Genomic DNA, 22,126 nt, shown 5'->3' with positions numbered 1-22,126 from the left:
ATTGTGAAAACTGTTTTTAAGCTTCTTCAACGGTTTTACGTAAACGCGAACGTCTGTCAAAAGCCTGCAACTTATCTAATACTTTACTTTCTAGAAAATCAATAACACGTTCTTCTACTTTTACTTTGCTTTTATATACTTTATTAATATAGGTAATTCCGCCTGGTGACATGACATTTACTTCTACTAATTTCCCTCCAATAACATCAATTCCAACAAAGTAAAGTCCGTCTTTTACTAGTTTAGGCCCTATTTGTTTACACAATGCTTTTTCTTCTTTAGTAAGTGTATGTTTTGCAATGCTTCCACCTGCAGATACATTAGAACGATGGTCTTCTTCACCAGGAATACGTTTCATAGCACCAACAGGTTCTCCATTCAATAATAAAATACGAACATCTCCTTGGTCTGCTCCTTCAATATAATCTTGAAGTATAACGTAGTTAGAGCTTCCGTCAGAACTATTTATATAAAAATCTAGCAAAGAGTTAATATTACTCATTGCAGATTTTTCAATAAGAATTACACCAGAACCACCAAAACCATTTAGTGGTTTAATAATCATTTTATCTGCTTTAGATTCTTTGATTTGTTGTACCAAATAGTTTTTGTTTTTAGACACATGTGTATTGGGTATAATATTACTGTGTGCATCACCAAAAGCTGCTGTATACAGTTTATTGTTTGCTTCACGCATTCCTTCAATAGAATTTATAATAAACACATCATCTTTTACAGAATCTAAAAAGTTAAGCATGATTGGATCTAAAGGAGGGTTTGCTCTAAAAAATATAGCATCAAAACCAGCTAGAGGTAGCATTTCTTCTCTTAACTTTACTTTATTATAAAAAGCTTTTAAAGAATTGGGTACTTTTTCCATTCTTCCTATTACATTACAAAAAGCACTGGTAACACTATCTCTAATGGTTAGGTTTGCAGGTGTACACATGGCAACACCATGGCCTCTTTTAGCACATTCTTTAATTAAAGCTAAACTTGTATCGTTTTCTGCATCAATCTCATTCCATGGATACATTATAAAGCAAATATTCATATTTTTTATATTTAGGTTAGTTTAGCTAAATTTAAAAATAATTTTTACGCTAGACAAACATAAAAAATATTTAGACCTAATAATTATAGATAGAGCAACAAAGGCTGTTTAAAAACTAAAAGGATTAAAAGAAAAAAGAAAAATTATTACTTAACTTCTTCATAGTTATCGTCCCAATTTTTAACTTTTGGTTCGCCTAGTTTACCCACAGATTTAGCAACTATCATTGAAACTGCAGCGTCTCCTGTTACATTTATTACTGTTCTGCACATATCTAAAGGTCTGTCTACAGCAAAAATAAGCGCTAAACCAATGGCTAATTTATCTGCAGGAAAGCCAATAGATTCAAGTACAATTACTAACATAACCATTCCTGCTCCAGGAACTGCTGCACTACCAATAGATGCTAATAATGCCGTAAGTACAATTGTTAATTGGTCTGCAAAACTTAAATCAAAGGCTAAAGCTTGCGCTATAAAAACAGCTGCTACAGCTTGATATAAACTGGTACCATCCATATTTATGGTAGCACCTACAGGCAAAACAAAACTAGATACTTCTTTATCTACACCAATATGCTCTTCTACACGCTCCATAGTTACAGGTAATGTTGCTGCACTACTACTTGTAGAAAATGCTAATAATTGTGCTGGACTAATTTCTTTTAAAAACCAAAACGGATTTTTCTTAGCTACAGTTGCTACTAAAACACAATAAAAAACAACCATTAATGCTAAGCCAAGTACAACTACACCTGCATATTTTACTAATGCCAATAACAAGTCAGGATCATCTGAAGACACTACAACATTTGCTAGTAATGCAAAAACAGCTATAGGAGCAGTTAGCATGATTAAGTCTACCATTTTAAGGACGATATCATTTAAAGAGTCGAAGAAATTTTTCATTGGTTCTGCTCTCTTTTCACCAATAAGCAACATAGATATTCCTAAAAAGATAGAAAAGAAAATAACTTGCAACATTAGCTTATTATTACTCATTGCAGAAAAGGCATTTTCAGGAACCATATCTTCTAAAAACTGTAAAGGACCACTATCTTTTTGTTTTGAAGCTTCTGCTATTTTTGCTTGTACACTACTATTATTAGAGTATGTTTCTGTAAGTTTATTAATGGTTTCTTCAGAAATTCCATCTCCAGGAGCAATAATATTTACTAATAATAAACCAATAGTAATAGCTATAACAGTAGTTAAAACATAGGTTATTATAGTACGAATACCAATATTTTTAAATTTTGAAATGTCTTTTAAATCTGAAATACCTTTAATAAGAGAAGCTAGAATTAACGGAACAGCAATAAGTTTAAGAAGCTTTACAAATATGGTTCCTATTGGTTTTATCCAGTCTGTTGTAAAGTCTTTTCCCCAAGATATTTGCAACATTATAAAACCAAATACTAAACCAAGTAGCATTCCTATTAATATTTTCCAGTGTAGTTCTAATTTCTTCATAAGCATCTTAAGCCAAGGTAATTACCTGTTATATTAAACTTTTTTATTTATTAAATGTATGTATACTTCTGTATAAAATTCAAGCCATTCACTTTTTTGTGCTGGTTGTTTTATAAAATATATTAATGCATTTTATTTAACAAATAATAATCTGCTAAAACCATGGCAGCCATTGCTTCTACTATTGGTATCGCTCGAGGTACAACACAAGGGTCGTGTCTTCCTTTTCCTTGCATTTCTACAATTTCGCCATCACTATTTATTGTTTCTTGTTTTTGCATGATGGTTGCAACAGGTTTAAAGGCAACACGAAAATAAATGTCCATTCCGTTACTTATTCCTCCTTGAATACCACCAGAAAGGTTGCTTTTCGTACTTCCGTCTGCATTAAAAATATCATTGTGTTCACTACCTTTCATTTTAGCACCACAAAAACCACTTCCGTATTCAAATCCTTTTACTGCGTTTATAGACAACATTGCCTTACCAAGTTCTGCATGTAATCTATCAAAAACAGGTTCTCCTAAACCAACAGGTACGTTTTGTAATACACAAGTTACTGTACCACCAATAGTATCTCCTTGTTTTCTAATTTCTTTAATTCTAGCAATCATTTGTTCTGCAATTTTTTCATCAGGACAACGTACTATATTTGTTTCGGTTTTAGAAAAATCTAAATCCTGGTATGGTTTATCTATAAATATTTCACCTACAGAAGAGGTAAATGCATTTATTTTCACCTCTTTTAGCACTTGTTTTGCTATGGCTCCTGCAACTACTCTACAAGCTGTTTCCCTAGCAGAGCTTCGTCCTCCTCCTCTATAGTCACGAACGCCATACTTTTTATCATAAGTATAATCTGCATGACTAGGACGATAAACATCTTTGATATGCGAATAATCTTTAGATTTTTGATTTGCATTTTTAATAGTAAATCCTATAGATGTTCCTGTGGTTACACCTTCAAAAATACCTGAAAGAAACTCTACTGTATCTGGTTCTTTACGCTGAGTAACGATTTCAGATTGACCAGGTTTTCTTCGGTTTAATTCGTTTTGAATAGCATCAAAATCTAATGTAATTCCTGACGGACAACCATCAATTATTCCACCAATTGCTATTCCGTGAGACTCCCCAAAAGTGGTAACTTTAAATATATTTCCTATAGAATTTCCAGCCATTATAATGTATATACTAAATATTTGTTGCTAATGTAAATCTATTATTACAGAAATGAAAATGCATTTAAAATTATTGCGCAATATTTGGAAACATAAACTTTACAATATGCTATTAATTATATAATTAATAGGTAATATTTAAATAACATATAATCGTGTAATTTGTAATATTAATAAACTAAAACATTATTGTTTTGAAAATTAAACGAAAAGTTGAAATTGCTGTAATATCTGATGTACATTTAGGAACTTTTGGTTGTCATGCCAAACAACTACTAACATACCTAAACAGTATAGAGCCTAAAAAATTAATATTAAATGGTGATATTATAGATATTTGGCAATTTAGCAAGCGTTATTTTCCTTCTGCACATTTAAAAGTAATTAAAAAAATTATTACCATGGCTTCTAATGGTACCGAAGTAATTTACATTACAGGAAACCATGATGAAATGCTACGAAAGTTTAGCAACTCACATATTGGTAAAATTTCTATTGTAGATAAATATATTACCGAACTAGATGGCAAAAAAGCATGGTTTTTTCATGGTGATGTTTTTGATGTATCTATTCAAAACGCTAAATGGCTAGCAAAGCTTGGTGGTTATGGTTATGACTTACTTATTGTTATCAACAGATTTATTAATTGGTGCTTAATCAATTTAGGAAAAGAACGTTATTCGCTTTCCAAAAAAATAAAAAACAGCGTAAAAGGTGCTGTTAAATACATCAATGATTTTGAAGAAGTTGCAACAGATTTAGCTATAGAAAATGGTTATGACTATGTTATTTGCGGACATATACACCAACCAAAAATGATAGTTAAAGCCAACAAAAACGGTAAGACTACTTATTTAAATTCTGGCGATTGGGTTGAAAATTTTACAGCGTTAGAATATCAATTTAAACGTTGGAAAATATACAATTACAACAAAGACAAGCTATCTCCTTTTTTTGCCGATGAAGACATTAAAGAAATGGAAATGAAAGATTTAATTGCCGCAATAACCATTGTAGACCAAAGCACTAAAAAATCATAATAAGGCATTTTTTAATATAGAAACAGGATGCATTGCTTCACGCTGAGTACCATCTTTTATTTGGTGTCTACAACTTGTACCATTTGCAGCTATAATTGTCTCTTTACTTGCTTTTCTTACTGCGGGAAATAATGTTTGTTCTCCAATTTGCATACTAACCTCAAAATGCTCTTTTTCATACCCAAAACTTCCTGCCATACCACAACAGCCACTAGGTATAATAGTTACTTTATAGTTTTCTGGAAGATTTAAAATAGTAAAACTAGACAACTGATTATCTTGTGCCTTTTGGTGGCAATGCCCATGAAACTTAATCGTTTTTTCTTCTTTAGTAAACTGCGAAGCACTTATATTTCCTAAGGCTATTTCTTGCTGAAGAAAAGCTTCAATTAAAAAAGTGTTTTTAGCAATTTTTTTAGCAGAAACTTTATCTGAAACAAGTTTTATATATTCATCTTTAAACGTTAAAATCGCTGAAGGCTCAATACCTATTAGTGGTGTTTCTTCTGTAATTAAATCCTTGAATATTTCTACATTTTTAACAGCAACTTTTTTAGCTTGTTTTAATAAGCCCTTAGACAAAAACGTACGTCCGGATTCTTCATGATTTACAAGTAAAACTTTATAATTAAGTTGTTGTAAAAGATGAATAGCATCTAATCCAATGGGTGTGTCTAAAAAGTTTGTAAATTCATCATTAAACAAATAAACTGTTTTAATGTATTTATTTGTAATACTCTTGTTTTTAGCGTGTTTAAATTGTTTATTTAAACTTTTACTTGATATTAAAGGAAGGTTTCTTTTTTTGGCAATTCCGAAAGATTTTTTTAAAATAGAAGCAGTAATTTGATTAGAAAACATAAAATTGGTAAGCTTCGGAAAAACGCTACCAAGTTGATTTAATTGGTTGTTATACGCAAACAATTTGGTACGTAAAGAAACCCCATTTTCTTTTTGATATTGGTATAAAAACTCAGCTTTTAAACTAGCAACATCTACACTACTTGGGCACTCACTAGAACACGCTTTACAACTTAAACATAAATCAAAAACCTGTTTTAATTCTTGATGGTTAAATTTATTAGCTTTCTCTGAGTTTGTTAAAAATTCACGCAAGGCATTTGCTCTTGCTCTAGTGGTATCTTTCTCGTTTTTTGTTGCTCTATAACTTGGGCACATGGTACCACCAAATTCTGGAAGCTTTCTACAATCACCAGAACCATTACATTTTTCAGTAGCACGAAGAATACCTTGTGATTCTGAAAAATCTAATAAGGTTTCTATTTGTGGCTCTACTCTATCTGCCTGGTAGCGTAAATTTTCATCCATAGCATACGCATCTACAATCTTACCAGGATTAAAAATGTTAGCAGCATCAAAAGTAGCTTTTATGCGTTTTATAATTTTATAATTAGCAGCACCAATCATTAACGGAATAAATTCTGCACGAACAATACCATCACCATGCTCACCACTCATAGAGCCATTGTATTGTTTTACTAACTTAGCTACATCTGTTGTTATTTTTCTAAACAAAACAATATCTTCCTTTTTCTTTAAATTTAAAATAGGTCTTAAATGTAGTTCTCCTGCACCTGCATGCGCATAATATACTGCTTTTTGATTGTAGGTTTTCATTAACCCAGAAAATGCTTCAATATAATTAGCTAAATCTGGTAAAGCTACTACTGTATCTTCTATACAAGCAACCGTTTTTTTATCGCCAATCATATTACCCAGCAAACCTAAGCCTGCTTTTCTTAATTCTACCGCTTTATTAATAGCGCTATCCACTAATAAAGGGTTTGCATAACTTAAACCTTGTTTATTAATAGATTTTACAAGTGCTTCTGCTTGTTTTTTAGCTTCTTCAATGGTGTTTCCTCGCACTTCACACATTAATATGGCTTCCGGATCACCTTGAATAAACTGCCTGTTTTCTTGTTGTGTTTTATTGTGTTTGGTTAAATCTAAAATAGTTTTATCCATCATTTCACAAGTATGCAAATTATGTTGCATCACGTTTTCTACACTTTTTAAGCAATCTGCAATACTCTTAAAATGTGCAGCAACCATAATACTTTCTGTTGGCGGAAGCGTATCTAGTTTTAATGTAATTTGCGTGGTAAATGCAAGTGTACCTTCACTACCAGAAAGTAATTTACACATATTAAAATTAGAGTCTGATTCTGAAAAAACACTTGTTTTTATTAACTCATCTATTGCATATCCTGTATTTCTTCTATGTATTTCTGGATTTGGAAACTCTTTTTTTATTTGTTCTTGAACAGCTTCAAGAGCTAATTCTGAAAATATACTTTTATAAATTTTTCCTTCTAAGGTATCAAGTTTTGTTTTGTCATTAAATGCTTCTGCAGATAATTCTGTAAAGACAACATCACTACCATCACTTAATATAGTATGCATTTCTAAAACCTTATCTCTGGTTACACCATATTGAATAGAGGTGGTTCCTGAAGAATTATTACCTACCATTCCTCCAATCATACAACGATTAGACGTGGAAGTATTTGGACCAAAAAACAAACCAAAAGGCTTTAAGTAATTATTAAGTGCATCACGCACTACTCCAGGCTGTACTGTTACTGTTTTTTCTTCTTTATTAAGGCTTAAAATAGAAGTAAAATACTTAGAAACATCTACCACAATGCCTTCACCAACACATTGTCCTGCCAGAGATGTACCTGCAGTTCTAGGAATTAAAGAGGTGTTATTATTTTTTGCAAAAGCAATAAGTAATTTTATATCCTTTTTGTTTTTAGGAAAAGCGACTGCTAGAGGTAATCTTCTGTAAACCGAAGCGTCTGTTGCGTATATAGAACGCATTAAATCATCATGATATAAGTCGCCAATTAACTGGCTTTGAAGTGATTTTAAAGCATTTTTCATTGTAGTATATTAAATAATGAAATGGTAGTTAAATAAGCCTTAAATTTACGGTTAGTTTACCAATAATTATTAAATTAAAACGTTATTATTTTAATAAAAAAAATGAAACTTATGAAAACAAAATTTTTAATTGGATTTGCTTTATTCGGATTTGCTTTAACAACAACTGCACAGGAAATTGCAGAAAATGCTATAGGATTACGTTTAGGAGATAGTCGTGGTTTTGGAGCAGAAATATCATACCAACGTGCTGTTTTAGATAAAAATAGAGTTGAAGTAGACTTTGGGTGGAGTGATGGAAAAAACTATGATGGAGTTAAACTTACAGGGATTTTTCAATGGATTTGGAAAATAGAAGGTAATTTTAATTGGTATGCAGGACCAGGAATTGGTTTTGGTGCTTATCGATTTAAAAATAACAATGGAAATTACAATAGAGATTCTTTTGTATACCTTTCTGGAGATGTTGGTGTAGAATATAAGTTTGATTTTCCTTTGCTTTTATCTTTAGATATTAGACCAGAATTTGGTTTAGGTGATGATTTGTATGACAACAATGATTTAGATTTAGATGTTGGTGTTGGTGCCAGATACACTTTTTAACCACCTTTAACATAAAAAAAAAGCCATTTCAAATAGAAGTGGCTTTTTTTTATGCGTATATATAATCGTAAGAAACTTAATCTTTAATAAGACACCTACTTAAAGTTCTTTGGTAAATAGCTTCGTATTGTGGTACAATATTATGTATATCAAATTTTTCTGATTCTTTTCTGGCATTTGCTTTAAAAGTATTTAATCTTTCTATATCACTTAAAACGTAAATGGCATTTTTAGACATTTCTTCTATATCACCAACATCGCTTAAAAAACCTGTAACACCTTGTTTATTTACTTCTGGTATTCCTCCTGTGTTACTGGATATAACTGGAACTCCAGAAACCATTGCCTCTAAAGCTGCAAGACCAAAACTTTCGGTTTCACTAGGCAGTAAAAACAAATCACTGAAACACAAAATTTTATCTATTTCATTACTTTGCCCAAAAAAGATTACTTTTTCATTAATACCTAATTTTTCGCATAATAGTTCTGCTTTTTCCTTTTCAGGACCTTCACCAACCATCATTAATTTTGCAGGCATTTCTTTTTGTATGTTATAAAATACTTTTACAATATCTTCAATTCGTTTTACTGGTCTAAAATTACTAATATGTGTAATTATTTTTTCTTCATCTTTTGCCATCATACCTCGTTGACAATCTGTAAAACCATGATTATATTTACCAATATCAATAAAATTAGTAACTACATCAATTTCGTTTTTAATATCAAACAAACGTAAAGTATCTTCTTTTAAACTCTGAGAAACTGCAGTTACAGCGTCTGATTTATTAATACTAAAAGTTACTGCTGTTTTGTAAAAAGGATGCGAACCTACAAGAGTAATATCTGTACCGTGAAGTGTAGTAACTATAGGTACATAAATATTTTCTTCTTGCAACATTTTTTGCGCCATATACGCTGCATAAGCATGCGGAATAGCATAATGCACATGTAACACTTCAATTTTATGAAGCTTTACCATATCTACCAATTTACTAGACAATGCTAACTCATAAGGTTGGTAATGAAACAAAGGATACTCTGGTACATTTACTTCATGATAATGTACATTGTTACTCAACAACTCTAAACGTACTGGTTGGTTGTAGGTAATAAAATGAATTTCATGACCACGTTTCGATAATTCTATACCTAATTCTGTGGCTACTACTCCACTACCTCCAAATGTTGGGTAACAAACAATTCCTATTTTCATTAATTGGTATGTATTATTTTAATAATTTTTAATTAATCAATTATAGCTTCATAAATTGCAGCTTGAATATTGGTTCTAATATCTTCTTTTAGTAACAAGTTTTTTCCTGCTACAGGGTAAGTTCTGTTTGCTAAAAAGATATATACAATTTCTTCTTCAGGATCTGCCCAAGCATAGGTTCCTGTAAAACCAGAATGCCCAAAACTAGTCATAGATATACAACCACATGTTGGTCCTGCTTCTCCTAATTGCGGTTTATCAAAACCAATTCCTCTTCTGTTATTATCATCACAATAATAACAAGTATTAAACTTATCAATAGTTTCTGGTAGCAAATAACGTTTTCCGCCATAAAACCCTTTTTGCAAATACATTTGCATAATTTTAGCTACATCATTAGCGTTGCTAAAAATACCTGCGTGACCACCTACTCCGCCTTGCATTGCTGCTCCCATATCATGCACATACCCTTGAATTTTTTGAAATCTATAATAATCATCTTCTTCTGTAGGAACAATGTTTTTATTACTCACCTTATTATTAGGATTGTACATGGTATAATTAGCACCTAAGGACTCATAAAAACGATCTTTAACAAGCTCATCTAAATCTTTGTCGTAATGTTTCTCAATAAATTTCTTTAAAATGTAATAAGGTAAATCACTATAGCGATAACGCTGTCTACTTAGTAGGTCTGTATCCTTAATTATTTTTTGAATGGAATCTTTATAGTCTTTACGCATATACAATTCATCTGCAATTTTTATACTAAATTCTGGGTCGAAACTTTTCCTGTAATATTTAGAATCTGGACGTTTTGTTACAGAATCTAAGGTGGCATAATAAAAAGGAATCCAAGGTTTTAATCTAGCATAATGTGAAAGCATGCTCTTAATTGTAATATCTTTTTTATTTGAGTCTTTATACTCTGGCAGCATTTCTGATAATTTGCTATCTAAAGAAACAATACCTTGCTCTTCTAACTCCATTAACAATGGTAATGTAGCTAATATTTTAGTTAAGGAAGCCACATCATAAATGTCATTAAACTTTACTTTTTCTGCACCTTTATCATAAGTATGAGTCCCAAAGTTTTTATTGTAAATTACTTTTCCTTTTCGGGCAATAAGTAATTGAATTCCTGGCGTCATTTTACCATTTACAGCATAATTTGCTATAGAATCTACCTTTTTTAATTTATTAGAACTCATACCAACACGTTCTGGAACAGTATAAGACAAACGATTAATATCATTATATAAATCTCCTTGACCAACACTAAAATCTACACCAGAAGAAACAGGTAATCTTCCTTTTGCTGGTAATGCTCCAAAAATAATCTGAGCAGATTTTTGTTGGGCAATGTCACTGTTTTGATAGCTAACTACAACGCTTTTAATATTGTTAATAGGGTCTAAATCTAAAAGCGCATATGGCTTAACAAATATATCTAGTATAACCGTATTATTTTTTGCAATTTCATATAACCAAGTAAGTTCTTCTTCTGTAAACTTATAGCTTTTCCATGGGTTGTCATTAGATCTGTGCAAGCCTACAATAACCGTATTATAAGGTTTTAATTTTTCTAAAATACCATCTAGGTTATCTGCTTTAATTTCATGAACACGTGTGTATTTTTTTAAGGCATTATAGAAAGTAGTACCATCTGCATCACCAAACTTTACATATGCAATACTTTTAGTTTCTAAGTTTTGTAATGGTAATACACCTGCTTTATTTTCTGCTACAGTAATTGCATTTTCTAAAAGCTCTTCATATAAAATATCATCTTTTAATCGGTTTAAATCAGTAATTAAATTAGTAGTACCTATAGGAGAGTAATTATTTAAACCTACTTTATATTTTGCTTGTAGTATTTTTTTAACCGAATGAGCTAAACGTTCTTCTGTAATTACTCCCTTACTAAATGCATCCATAAATTTAGCGATTCCTTTCTCTGGATTTTCAGACATTAGCATCACATCGTTTCCTGCTAAAAATGCCATTAAATCTATTTCTCCGCCAGTAATTATTGTGTTTGCAGTAGTATCATCTAAAGACTTTTCAATATAATCTGCCGCACCTTTCATAGTTAAAGCATCTGTAAAGATTAAACCTTTAAAACCTAAACGTTCTTTTAAAATATTTGTAACTATATGTTTTGATAAAGAGGAAGGAAACCCTTCTCGAGATTCTAAACTAGGCACATTTAAATGCGCAACCATTACGCTTGACAAGCCTTCTTGTATTAATTTTCTATAAGGATATAACTCTATAGAATCTATTCGTTTTTCATTAAAATCAACGGTTGGTAAGGTTTTATGCGAATCGCTTTCTGTATCACCATGTCCTGGAAAATGTTTTGCATTTGCCAAAACGCCAGCACTTTGCATACCTTTCATAAAAGCCAATGCTTTTTCAGTAACATTATCTCTATCTTCCCCAAAAGAACGATTACCAATAATTGGGTTTTTAGGATTGGTATTTATATCTACAACAGGAGCAAAATTAAAATGCACACCTAAACGCTTACAGTGTTCTCCAATATGTTTTCCTGCCTGTTCTACCAAATTATTATCTTTAATAGCACCAAGTGTCATGTTCCAAGGAAAAGCATAAGTAGAATCTAAACGCATACTTAAACCCCATTCTGCATCCATGCCAACCAATAGAGGTACTTTTGAGGCTGCTTGCAATTCATTATTTAATTTTGCTTGTCTTACAGGACCTCCATTAGAATAGATTACACCACCAATTTTTTGCCTTTTAATAAGGTTTACTACCTTGGCTTTATTAGCTACATCTTGATTAGAAAAAACTTGAACCATAAAAAGCTGGCCTATTTTTTCTTGAAGTGTTAAACTGCTATACAAGCTATCAACCCATTTTTTTTGAGCAACACCATCGCCTTTTATAAGCGGATTAACTTCTTGTGCATGATTAAAATTAGAGAAAAATAATATGAAAAATAATATGAAATAGTGACGCATAAAATTGCTTTAAAAGTATAGCATAAAAACTATGCCAAAATAACATTTTTAAAACGAAGTTTTACAGACTTTATGATAGATTTTAGAAGAATTATTAACGAGTTTATTAATAACTTTAGGTGTTTGCTGTAAAAATGAAGTGTAAAAAAACAGATAGCAATTAATTAAAAATCAATTATTAAAACACACCTACTAACCGAACATAAAAAAACAAGCGCTCTTATACAAGCACTAATACATTACAAACTTAAAGGCTATTGCAAAAATGTTTGCAGACAAACCTGTGTTACGTTTATAATTATTGTATTTAAAATCTACATTCTTTAATCCTAATTTCCAGATATTAAATTTTGTAAAAATATCTGTGTATGATACACCGAAACCGTATTGATTTGCTGAAAATTTAGACAAATCATAATCAGAAGTATAAAATTCACTAGTAGACAAGTTTTCTTCATATGGAGCAAAATAATCAGCCTCTGTTTGGTTATAAAATCTGTACGAAGGATATAATGTAAATTTTGAAGTGATTTTAATAGGCACTTCTAGATTAAGGGTATGTGAGTTAATTCCCCAATCATCATAGTAGTAACGATAATAAGTTCTTAAAGAAACCGTTTCATTTAAGTAATAGTTAAAACGTAAGCCTAACGGAATTTTAAACCTACTATCTGGCAATCTTTCTATATCATCTGCTAACTGAAACACCTCTCTATTACTAGAAGATGTATAACTAGAAATATTATCTGCATTACCAACATAATAATTATCAACATCTGCAAAATACACACGCTGCATAGGGTTTGCTAACCAACCTTCTTGTTTTACCAAATCAAAAAACAAAGACATTTGCGCTTTTTTACTTAATATTTGCGAAAAAATAAAAGAAAGCGAGTATGAATTTCTAGATTTATCCTTAATTAATCCAAAACCTGTAACAGGGCTCCAATCTGTACTCACATTTCCATTTTGATCTAATATTTCTATATCTTGAAAAAAACCTTGATTTAAGTTTCCGTTAGTTTGCACATAAGCATCTAATTCTGTTGGGTATTTTGGACTCCAAGCATCTAAATACACATTAGCTTTTACTCCTATTTCTGTGTTTTTTTGGTTAAAAAGTTTTGCAAACCCTCCTCCAAAACCAACAGAGGTATAATCATATTCTGTAGCAAAAGAAACATTAGCATTCCAAATTTCATTTCTATCCTCAGAACTGTGTGCGTAACCAACATTTACATTTCCCCATGTGTCTTGTTGTGATGCACCAGATGAAGCCACCCAAGGGCTAGCTCCTTTAGAACCATCAAAAGGATTTAAATTACTTGAAGAAGCAGAACTATAGGTAGAGATTCCTGCATCAACCGTTAATACATCATCTGCGTTTAAGGGCAAACTAACAATAATAGTTGGCGTAAAATCTGTTAATTTTTCGGTACCAATTCCTCCTGTAACTGCAGCGTTGTCTCCATCTTGCGTATAGTAACTGGTTAAGAAATCTACTTCTGCAGTTTCTAAAACCCGTTTTTTATAGACTGTTGTACTATCTTGTTGCGCTATAGTATTACTAATAACAAATAGAAACACTATTATTAGAATATTTTTCATTTTTAATTTTTTAGATACAATATTGTTCTGAAAAGAAGTAAACTCAGCCTGTAAATTTTATAAGTTAAAAAAATAAGGCCTCATTTAATTACAACCACAACCACCTCCAGATTTTCCTCCATTTGCCCCAGAAGCAGCTTCACGATATACTTGAAAATTAGTTTCAAAACGATCTACTTTTTTTTGCGATAAATTCATATCAGGATCATTTATATACACTTTTTCATATTCTTTTACTGCAACACATGAACTACATGTTGCAACTACCAATACTGTTAATAATCCTTTTTTAATCATTTTTATTTTGTTTAAGTTCAATATTATTTGATGTAATAATTTGATTATTACCATCCACTATAATACACTCTACATCTTTCAGCTGGTTAATAAAATCTAATCCTACATCTTTTCCCATTACAAAAACCGAAGTTGCTAATGCGTCTGCTAATTCTGCAGAGCTAGTAAAAACAGACACACTTAAAATACCTTTGCTTGGGTAACCAGTTCTTGGGTCAATAATATGTGAATACAATTCACCATTTAAACGCACATATTTTTCGTAGTTACCAGAAGTAACCACAGCACTATTATGCACAGGAAGCCAAGAAAAAACTTTATCTTTATTTAGTGGGTTTACAATAGCAACCATCCAATCTGCATGGTTTGGTTGTTTTCCCCAAGCATTTAAATCGCCAGAAGCATTAATAATTCCTGCTTTTACACCTTTACTTTTTAATAAGCGCTTTGCTTTATCTGCTGCGTAACCTTTACCAATAGCTCCAAAACCTATTTTCATTCCTTTTTGTTTTAAATAAACTGTTTGTTCCTTTTTATTTAGAATAACGTTTTGGTAGTTTACTTTTTCAACAGATTTTTTTATTGCTTCAGAAGAAGGCATAGCTGTCATAGAGCCATCAAATTTCCAAATTTCATCCATAGAGGCATAACTAATATCAAAAGCTCCATTTGTTAATTTTGAAATTTTCAAAGCACGCTCTATGAGTTGAAACAATTCAAGATCTACTTTAACTGGTTTAATACCTGCTTGATTATTTATTAAAGAGGTTTGTGAATTTGCATCCCAAGAGGATATTAATTTTTCTATTCTTGTAATTTCTTGTATTGCTATGGCTATAAAAGCATCTCCTTCTGTTTTAGAAGTAGCCACCACAGAAATATCAAAACGACTTCCCATAAGTTTTATGGTTTTATTAAAAACCTCTTGTGAAAAACCTTTGAAACATGCTAAAAAAGCTAATATGAAAAGTGTTTTTTTCAAAAACTATTTAATTTGTTAAAGTATTTTTTTGGAGTAGTTTTTTCGTAACCTAAATTTCCTATAACTTCTCCTTTATGATTTAAAACAACAACAAACGGAAAATAACCATTTGGGTTATATTTTTCTGCTAAGGCATTATTATGTTCTTGTAGTTCTGGAGATAATTTGTTTCCTTTTCTTTTTGGAAAATCTGCCTGTAGCATTATAAAATGGTTGGCTGCTAGCTTTTGAAATTCTTCGGTACTCCAAATTTCTTTATCTAACTTTATACAAGGCGCACACCAATCTGAACCTTGAAACACTAAAATTATTTTTTTATTAGATTGAGTAGCTAACTCCTTGGCATCATCAAAATTTGTAATCCATTCTTGAGCAAAGCTTGATACTGAGAAGAACAGTATAAAAGCCAAAGCAATTATCTTTTTCATGTAAGTAAATTTAATATGTAAAGGACGAAAAAAGTAAATACATATTTGGTAACAATAGTTACATACTCAATAAAAAAATGGCTTTAATCTATTAAATCAATATGCCTGTCGTGATATCCTAAAAGATATAAAACACCATCTAACCCTATACTAGATATAGAGCTTTGCGCATTATCTTTTACGGTTGGCTTTGCATGAAAAGCAATACCTAAGCCAGCCAAACTAAGCATTGGTAAATCATTTGCACCATCACCAACAGCAATGGTTTGTCTAATATCAATACCTTCTGTTTTTGCAATTTCTTTTAGGTATTCTGCTTTTTTGTTTCCATCAACAATTTCACCAAGATATCCTCCTGTTAAAACACCATCTTTTATTTCTAATTGATTGGCATACACATAATCTATGCCTAATTCTTTTTGTAAATAATGACCAAAATAAGTAAAACCACCAGAGAGAATAGCTGTTTTAAATCCGTATTTTTTTAAGGTATCAATAAGCCTTTTTGCTCCTTTTGTTATTGGTAAATTAACTGCAACTTCTTGTAAAACTTCTTCGCTTAAACCTTCTAAAAGCTTCATGCGTTTTTTAAAGCTTTCATTAAAATCTATCTCACCTTGCATAGCAGATTCTGTTATGGCTTTTACCTGCTCACCTACTCCTGCAAGTTCTGCAAGCTCATCAATAACTTCGGTTTGTATTAATGTAGAATCCATATCAAAACACACCAAACGTCTGTTACGTCTATAAATATTATCTTCTTGAAAAGAAATATCTACATCTAAATCATGCGATATTTGCATGAATTTTTCTGTTAGTTCTGTTTTATTATCAATTTTCCCTCTTATAGATAATTGAATAGATGCTCTAGGATATTCGTCTTCTTTTACTAAAGAAATACGACCTGTAAGTCTTTTTATAGCATCAATATTTAGGTTTTTTTCTGAAAGTACTTTAGTTACTTTAGATATCTGTTCTGCAGAGAGTTTTTCGCCTAAAATAGTAATGATATACCTGTCTTTACCTTGTAAATTTACCCAGTTTTCATAATCTTCTAAAGATATTGGCGTAAATTTAGCTTTCACACCAAGCTCATAGGCTTTAAAAAGCAGGTCTTTTAATACTGCTGCAGATTTTTTTTTAGATCCTATTTCAAACAAAAAACCTAATGAAAGTGTATCGTGTATATTTGCTTGACCTATATCAAGAATTTTAGCGCCATAATCTGTTAAAACACCTGTTAGACTTGAAGTTAATCCTGGTTTATCTGGTCCAGAAATGTTTAATAAAAAAATCTCGTTAGTCATATGTATTTATAATTACTAGCTACTAATTTAAAAATCTACTATGCCAGCTCTCACTAGCAGGTACTTCCCAGTTTTCTTTAAATTCTGCTACTGTATTCACTAAATTATTAAAAACAATTGTGTTTTTTGAAACGGCTTTATCTTTAGCCATTTTTCTAAAATCAGTTAATGATTTATAAGCAATGAACTCTCCTTGTTTGTAAGAAACATTCATTTTATCCATTAAATCTACATTGTAATCTTTTTCTAATTGCTGTATAAATTGCACCGAAGCATCAATAGAACAACCTGTTGCATTGTTAATGTTTTGGTTTAACCCAATAACAATAAAGCGCTTATAAACAACCTTGTAGCCTGCTTGCAAATCGCTACCATGAGCAGCCCAGTTTTCAATAAAAATATTTAGCTTATTTGAAATCTCTTCTATTTCTTTTTCTGTAAAAGAACGGTTTGCTTGGTAGATCCAAACACGAGATTCTTCTGGTAATTCGTTGAAATTAATTAACATTAAGTATTTATATTATAGTAAAGATGCTTCGACAGTGCTAGGCATGACATTATTTAAATGAATTAACAAGATTTATAAATTTTGAGAACTAGCTATAAGTTCTGCAATATCTAATACTTTTATTTGTGCTTCTTTTTCTTTTACTTTTACGCCGTCTGACATCATAGTCATGCAATAAGGACAAGCAGTTGCAATAATTTCTGGATTGGTTTGTAATGCATCTTCTGTACGAAGCTCATTAATGTCTTTATTCCCTTTTTCTGGTTCTTTAAACATTTGTGCTCCTCCTGCTCCACAACATAAAGCAGTTGCCTTACTACGTTTCATTTCTACTAAGTTAGCATGTAACGAACTTAATACTTCTCTTGGTGCATTGTATTCTGAGTTTGCTCTACCTAAATAACAAGGATCATGAAAGGTTATTTGTTTGCCTTTATAATCACTTTCTTTAATATCTAATTTTCCGGAGCTTATTAATTCTTTAATAAATTGTGTATGATGCATTACATCATAAACACCACCTAAACCTGGATATTCGTTTTTTAGGCAGTTAAAAGAATGCGGATCACAGGTTACAATGCGTTTTACCTCATACATATTTAAAACCTCGATATTCATCATTGCTTGCATTTGAAACAAGAATTCATTTCCTGCTCTTTTAGCTAAATCACCTGTAGCACTTTCTTCGGTGCCTAAAACGGCAAAATTAACGTTTGCTTTGTTTAGTATTTTTACAAATGCTTTGGTTATTTTTTTTGCTCTATCATCATAACTTCCTGCAGAACCAACCCAGAATAAAATATCTGGTGTTTTACCTTCTGCCATACACTCTGCCATTGTTGGCACGTTAAGTTCTTTACTCATTATGTTGTGATTTTCGAAATTTAAATTTTAGTTTTTAACTGCGTTAGCGATTGAGGCTTTGTTGAAGCTCTTTTTTGTTTTTCTCAAAAAAAGCGACTGCCGAAAGCGCGACCCTTGTGGTAACGCCCAGATTAATTTACTCGTTTTTCCAGTTTAATCTATCTTGTTGGTTGTACGGCCAAGGTGCTCCGTTATTTTCTATATTGGTCATCATATTGTTTAATTCTGATGGCGCTGCGCTTTGTTCCATTACCAAATAGCGACGCATTTCTATAATAATAGACAACGGATCGATGCTTACAGGACAAGCTTCTACACAGGCGTTACAGCTGGTACATGCCCAAATTTCTTCATTGGTAATATAGTCTCCTAATAATTGTTTACCATCGTCTTTAAATTCGCCATTATTAGCATCTATATTTTTACCTACTTCTTCTAGACGGTCTCTAGTGTCCATCATGATTTTTCTAGGCGATAGTTTTTTACCTGTTAGGTTTGCAGGGCATTCGCTGGTGCATCGTCCACATTCTGTACAAGTATATGCATTTAGTAATTGCACCCAAGATAAATCTTGTACATCACTAGCTCCAAATTTTGCAGGAACTTCGTCTTCTGCTCCTTCTGGTGCTGCTGCAAATGGATCTGCATTAGGATCCATCATCATTTTTACTTCTGCTGTTACAGAGGCTAAGTTGTTTAACTGTCCCTTGTTGTTTACACGTCCGTAATACACATTTGGAAATGCTAAAAGGATGTGTAAATGCTTTGAAAAGTATAGGTAATTTAAGAAAATTAAAATACCAACAATGTGTAACCACCAAGCTACTCTTTCAATAACAGGAGCAATAGAATCAGAAAATAAAGGTGCTAAATATTGACTTATTATATTACCGGATTGCATTTCTTGAAAAGTACCATCTGTAGCGTTCATTACTAAGAATAAGGTCATTAAAACCATTTCAAAATACAGAATGAAGTTTCCATCGTTTTTTGGCCAACCTTTCATTTCGTCTTTCCAGAAGCGAGCTAGTTTTATTAGGTTTCTTCTAACCCAAAAAACAGTAACAGCCACTAATACTAAAAAGGCTAAGACCTCGAAAGTACCAATTAAAAATCCGTAAACAGATGTTGGTAATACACTAGAAAATATACGATGTGTACCAAAAAGTCCGTCAATAATAATTTCTAGAACTTCAATATTTATGATGATAAAACCAACATAAACTACTACATGTAAGAAACCTGAAACTGGACGTTTAACAAGTTTACTTTGTCCTAACGCAATATTGATCATGTTTTTCCAACGCTGTGAGGTATTGTCGCTTACGTCTACATCTTGACCTAATTTAATATTACGTACTAGTTTTTTTACATTTTTAGCAAAATAGCCAAGCCCTAAAAGTAGCGCAATAGCAAAAATTATATTTGGTAAATAGTTCATGTAATGGTTAGTTTATTGTCTTTCGTCTTCTGGTTTAATATAGCCTTCTTTATCTTTTTTACCAAATACAGATACTTTTACATATCTGCTTGGGTTTAATTTAAAGTCTTGTAATAATTCTTGTAGTTGTTGTGATGCTACTTCTAAGTTATTATACAACTCTTCATCTGTAAGTAGTTTACCAAGTGTACCTTTGCCTTGATCTAAACCTGTTAAAAGTGTATTTACCTCTAATAAGGTCTGGTCTAAAGTTTTTACGGTTTTAGATATTTCTACATCTTTTAAATCATTGGTAAGTGCTCCTAAGTCTTTGCTTACTTTATCAAAATTAGAAAGCATAGAAGTAAGTGTTGCATCATTTTTTGCAATTAAAGAGTTAAATGAATAGGATAAGGTTTGAAAAGATTTAATAGTAGTGTTTAATTCTCCTATTGCATTTTTTAGTCCTTTATCAGAATCGTCTTCTACTAATTTGTTTAGGTTTACTAAAAGCGAATCTGCAGATTCTAGGGTTTCATCTAATCCAGAACTTAATCCTGAAAAATTAGAAGTTAAGCTTTTAACAAGTCCTTCTTCTACTTCTGATTTTATAAAATCTCCATTTTTTGCAGGAGCTCCACCTTCTGCAGGAATAATAGCCATACCATTTCCTCCCATTAGTCCTAATTCATAAAGACGCATTTTACTGTCTTTAGAAAATTTCAAATTTTTATCTATAGTAAAAGCTACTCGTGTTTTACCAGTTTCAAAATCATATTTAATATTGTTAATTTTTCCTACAATATTTCCTTTTATAGTAACAGGAGATGCTGGTGTTAATGCATTGTAGTCAAATTCAGTATAGAATTCGTTTTTGGATTGAAAGATGTTTATTCCTTTCAAATAATTAATACCAATTATAAGGAAAACAATTCCTAATATAACAAGTATGGCAGTTTTAACTTCTCTGGATAACTTCAACGTAAATTGGATTGGTTATGAAACAAAATTAGAAATAAATTTACAAAGAACGACTCTAATTAGCACTTGTTTTTAAGGCTTGGTCTAGAGCTATTTTTTCTCCGTCTTTAAAAGCGACTAAAAAACAACTGTTATATCCTTTGCTTTTTGCATTGGCTTGTAATTGTTTAGCCTTGGTATAATCTGATGTGTAGCCATAAAAATATTTATAAAGGCCTCCTTCTTTTTCTCTTGAAACATTAGACAAACCTTTAAAATTATATGGTTTTGGCTCTAGTTTTCTGGAACTAGCTGCAATTTGAACTTTAAAAACCACATTTTTTATGATTTGTTCAGAATCATCAGTAACACTAGGGTATTCTTCTTGAGGTGTAAAAACAAACTCACCTACATTTTGGTCTAATGTCTTTTTATATTTTAATATGGCTTCTTTAATTGCTGTAGCCATATCTTTTTGTCCTTTATTAGAATTTAAATACGCACCTTCACTTTTATAAGTTAAAAAACCTGTTTCAATAAGAATACTTGGCATGTATGTATTGTGTAGTACCCAAAAACCAGCTTGCTTAACACCTCTACTCTTACGTTTTAAAGAATTTACAAAATTAGTTTCAACTAATTGTGCCAATTGAATACTTTGATCTAAGTAAGATTCTTGCATTAAGGTAAGCCCTATTAAAGACTCTGGTGCTTTAGGATCAAAACCTTCATAATGCACATCATAGTTTTCCTCTAAATAAATAACTTCGTTTTCTTTTTTAGCTACCTCAAAGTTTCTTTCACTAGCATGCAAACCTAAAACAAAGGTTTCTGTTCCGTGTGCTTGATTGCTAAAAGAATTACAATGTACAGAAACAAATAAATCTGCATCTGCATTATTTGCAATGGCTGCACGTTCACGCAACTCTAAAAATACATCTGTTTTACGTGTATATATTACTTTAATGTCTGAATTTTTCTCTAATTCTTTACCAACCGCAAGTACAATATTTAAGGCAATACTTTTTTCTTTATACCCATTTCCTAGATTTCCTGGGTCATGCCCACCATGTCCAGCGTCTAAAACCACAACAAACTTGTCTGATTTTTGTGCATAAATATTAGAGGGACTAACAAAAAGCGTTAATACTATTATAAAAGATAAGAAAAAATATAATCTATTCGTTTGCATACAGATAATAACTATTTAAGGGCTTAAATTATTTTAAATTGCTTAATATTAAATTAATCATAAAAAATATATGTAATTTTGGCAATTCAAAAAC

At 31.3% G+C, this 22,126-nt stretch carries 18 protein-coding genes; 2 read left to right on the top strand and 16 right to left on the bottom strand.

Going from position 1 to position 22,126, the window contains the following annotated elements; genetic code table 11:
• Positions 1 to 16: 16 nt before the first annotated feature.
• From gshB to aroC, 3 genes are all read right to left on the bottom strand, one after another.
• Positions 17 to 1,054 (bottom strand): glutathione synthase, encoded by a 1,038-nt coding sequence (gene gshB / locus KO494_RS11690; protein WP_215967791.1) that lies wholly within the window; start codon positions 1,052 to 1,054, stop codon positions 17 to 19.
• A 146-nt stretch (positions 1,055 to 1,200) separates the two neighbouring features.
• Positions 1,201 to 2,526, bottom strand: a complete 1,326-nt coding sequence (locus KO494_RS11685) for a dicarboxylate/amino acid:cation symporter (protein ID WP_215967790.1) — start codon at positions 2,524 to 2,526, stop codon at positions 1,201 to 1,203.
• 122 nt (positions 2,527 to 2,648) lie between these two features.
• Positions 2,649 to 3,707 carry a chorismate synthase gene (aroC, locus tag KO494_RS11680; protein WP_215967789.1) on the bottom strand — a complete coding sequence of 353 codons (1,059 nt, stop codon included), beginning with the start codon at positions 3,705 to 3,707 and terminating at the stop codon, positions 2,649 to 2,651.
• A 194-nt stretch (positions 3,708 to 3,901) separates the two neighbouring features.
• On the opposite strand from aroC, the gene KO494_RS11675 reads away from it, so the two are divergent.
• On the top strand, positions 3,902 to 4,747 hold the full coding sequence (locus KO494_RS11675; RefSeq protein WP_215967788.1) for a UDP-2,3-diacylglucosamine diphosphatase: 846 nt from the start codon (positions 3,902 to 3,904) through the stop codon (positions 4,745 to 4,747).
• Here the strand turns inward: KO494_RS11675 and KO494_RS11670 are convergent.
• Positions 4,742 to 7,657 (bottom strand): FAD-binding and (Fe-S)-binding domain-containing protein, encoded by a 2,916-nt coding sequence (locus KO494_RS11670; protein WP_215967787.1) that lies wholly within the window; start codon positions 7,655 to 7,657, stop codon positions 4,742 to 4,744. The genes KO494_RS11675 and KO494_RS11670 overlap by 6 nt on opposite strands.
• Before the next feature lie 111 nt (positions 7,658 to 7,768).
• Between KO494_RS11670 and KO494_RS11665 the strand changes: the two genes are divergently transcribed.
• Positions 7,769 to 8,260 carry a hypothetical protein gene (locus KO494_RS11665; protein WP_215967786.1) on the top strand — a complete coding sequence of 164 codons (492 nt, stop codon included), beginning with the start codon at positions 7,769 to 7,771 and terminating at the stop codon, positions 8,258 to 8,260.
• A 76-nt stretch (positions 8,261 to 8,336) separates the two neighbouring features.
• On the opposite strand, the gene bshA is transcribed toward KO494_RS11665, so the two are convergent.
• The 12 genes from bshA to KO494_RS11605 all read right to left on the bottom strand — a co-directional run bounded on the left by bshA (position 8,337) and on the right by KO494_RS11605 (position 22,032).
• Complete coding sequence (bshA, locus tag KO494_RS11660) at positions 8,337 to 9,476, bottom strand: N-acetyl-alpha-D-glucosaminyl L-malate synthase BshA (protein ID WP_215967785.1); 1,140 nt, start codon at positions 9,474 to 9,476, stop codon at positions 8,337 to 8,339.
• Positions 9,477 to 9,508: 32 nt separating this feature from the next.
• Positions 9,509 to 12,466 carry a glycoside hydrolase family 3 N-terminal domain-containing protein gene (locus tag KO494_RS11655; protein ID WP_215967784.1) on the bottom strand — a complete coding sequence of 986 codons (2,958 nt, stop codon included), beginning with the start codon at positions 12,464 to 12,466 and terminating at the stop codon, positions 9,509 to 9,511.
• 231 nt (positions 12,467 to 12,697) lie between these two features.
• Positions 12,698 to 14,074 carry a DUF3570 domain-containing protein gene (locus KO494_RS11650; RefSeq protein WP_215967783.1) on the bottom strand — a complete coding sequence of 459 codons (1,377 nt, stop codon included), beginning with the start codon at positions 14,072 to 14,074 and terminating at the stop codon, positions 12,698 to 12,700.
• A gap of 84 nt (positions 14,075 to 14,158) precedes the next feature.
• Positions 14,159 to 14,371, bottom strand: a complete 213-nt coding sequence (locus tag KO494_RS11645; protein WP_215967782.1) for a DUF4266 domain-containing protein — start codon at positions 14,369 to 14,371, stop codon at positions 14,159 to 14,161.
• The gene (locus KO494_RS11640) at positions 14,364 to 15,353 is read right to left on the bottom strand and encodes an FAD:protein FMN transferase (protein ID WP_252730380.1); all 990 of its coding nucleotides are present in this window, start codon (positions 15,351 to 15,353) and stop codon (positions 14,364 to 14,366) included. The genes KO494_RS11645 and KO494_RS11640 overlap by 8 nt, the downstream gene beginning before the upstream one ends.
• The gene (locus tag KO494_RS11635; protein ID WP_215967781.1) at positions 15,350 to 15,781 is read right to left on the bottom strand and encodes a thioredoxin family protein; all 432 of its coding nucleotides are present in this window, start codon (positions 15,779 to 15,781) and stop codon (positions 15,350 to 15,352) included. Before KO494_RS11635 ends, KO494_RS11640 begins: the two co-directional genes overlap by 4 nt.
• 83 nt (positions 15,782 to 15,864) lie before the next feature.
• On the bottom strand, positions 15,865 to 17,088 hold the full coding sequence (gene serB, locus KO494_RS11630; protein WP_252730379.1) for a phosphoserine phosphatase SerB: 1,224 nt from the start codon (positions 17,086 to 17,088) through the stop codon (positions 15,865 to 15,867).
• A 22-nt stretch (positions 17,089 to 17,110) separates the two neighbouring features.
• Complete coding sequence (locus tag KO494_RS11625) at positions 17,111 to 17,596, bottom strand: ABC transporter ATPase (RefSeq protein WP_215967780.1); 486 nt, start codon at positions 17,594 to 17,596, stop codon at positions 17,111 to 17,113.
• A gap of 72 nt (positions 17,597 to 17,668) precedes the next feature.
• Positions 17,669 to 18,460, bottom strand: coding sequence for a (Fe-S)-binding protein (locus KO494_RS11620; RefSeq protein WP_215967779.1), 792 nt, complete (start codon positions 18,458 to 18,460; stop codon positions 17,669 to 17,671).
• A 136-nt stretch (positions 18,461 to 18,596) separates the two neighbouring features.
• Positions 18,597 to 19,901: a (Fe-S)-binding protein gene (locus KO494_RS11615; protein WP_215967778.1), complete on the bottom strand. Its 1,305-nt coding sequence runs from the start codon at positions 19,899 to 19,901 to the stop codon at positions 18,597 to 18,599.
• Between the two features lie 12 nt (positions 19,902 to 19,913).
• Complete coding sequence (locus KO494_RS11610) at positions 19,914 to 20,861, bottom strand: MlaD family protein (RefSeq protein ID WP_215967777.1); 948 nt, start codon at positions 20,859 to 20,861, stop codon at positions 19,914 to 19,916.
• Positions 20,862 to 20,916: 55 nt separating this feature from the next.
• Positions 20,917 to 22,032 carry an N-acetylmuramoyl-L-alanine amidase gene (locus tag KO494_RS11605; RefSeq protein ID WP_215967776.1) on the bottom strand — a complete coding sequence of 372 codons (1,116 nt, stop codon included), beginning with the start codon at positions 22,030 to 22,032 and terminating at the stop codon, positions 20,917 to 20,919.
• Positions 22,033 to 22,126 lie beyond the last annotated feature (94 nt).

This window comes from Lacinutrix sp. C3R15 (genome assembly GCF_018860825.1).
In the GTDB taxonomy this organism is placed as follows: domain Bacteria; phylum Bacteroidota; class Bacteroidia; order Flavobacteriales; family Flavobacteriaceae; genus Oceanihabitans.
Note: the sequence above shows the minus strand (reverse complement) of the source record. Positions and strands in the feature narration are given on the sequence as shown.

What these genes read in the sequence shown, in the direction of transcription:
- KO494_RS11625 (WP_215967780.1), bottom strand. Translation starts at nt 17,596, where the DNA reads ATGTTAATTAATTTCAACGAATTACCAGAAGAATCTCGTGTTTGGATC.
- aroC (WP_215967789.1), bottom strand. Translation starts at nt 3,707, where the DNA reads ATGGCTGGAAATTCTATAGGAAATATATTTAAAGTTACCACTTTTGGG.
- gshB (WP_215967791.1), bottom strand. Translation starts at nt 1,054, where the DNA reads ATGAATATTTGCTTTATAATGTATCCATGGAATGAGATTGATGCAGAA.
- KO494_RS11615 (WP_215967778.1), bottom strand. Translation starts at nt 19,901, where the DNA reads ATGAACTATTTACCAAATATAATTTTTGCTATTGCGCTACTTTTAGGG.
- KO494_RS11685 (WP_215967790.1), bottom strand. Translation starts at nt 2,526, where the DNA reads ATGAAGAAATTAGAACTACACTGGAAAATATTAATAGGAATGCTACTT.
- KO494_RS11645 (WP_215967782.1), bottom strand. Translation starts at nt 14,371, where the DNA reads ATGATTAAAAAAGGATTATTAACAGTATTGGTAGTTGCAACATGTAGT.
- KO494_RS11665 (WP_215967786.1), top strand. Translation starts at nt 7,769, where the DNA reads ATGAAAACAAAATTTTTAATTGGATTTGCTTTATTCGGATTTGCTTTA.
- KO494_RS11635 (WP_215967781.1), bottom strand. Translation starts at nt 15,781, where the DNA reads ATGAAAAAGATAATTGCTTTGGCTTTTATACTGTTCTTCTCAGTATCA.
- KO494_RS11650 (WP_215967783.1), bottom strand. Translation starts at nt 14,074, where the DNA reads ATGAAAAATATTCTAATAATAGTGTTTCTATTTGTTATTAGTAATACT.
- bshA (WP_215967785.1), bottom strand. Translation starts at nt 9,476, where the DNA reads ATGAAAATAGGAATTGTTTGTTACCCAACATTTGGAGGTAGTGGAGTA.
- KO494_RS11670 (WP_215967787.1), bottom strand. Translation starts at nt 7,657, where the DNA reads ATGAAAAATGCTTTAAAATCACTTCAAAGCCAGTTAATTGGCGACTTA.
- KO494_RS11620 (WP_215967779.1), bottom strand. Translation starts at nt 18,460, where the DNA reads ATGAGTAAAGAACTTAACGTGCCAACAATGGCAGAGTGTATGGCAGAA.
- serB (WP_252730379.1), bottom strand. Translation starts at nt 17,088, where the DNA reads ATGACTAACGAGATTTTTTTATTAAACATTTCTGGACCAGATAAACCA.
- KO494_RS11605 (WP_215967776.1), bottom strand. Translation starts at nt 22,032, where the DNA reads ATGCAAACGAATAGATTATATTTTTTCTTATCTTTTATAATAGTATTA.
- KO494_RS11655 (WP_215967784.1), bottom strand. Translation starts at nt 12,466, where the DNA reads ATGCGTCACTATTTCATATTATTTTTCATATTATTTTTCTCTAATTTT.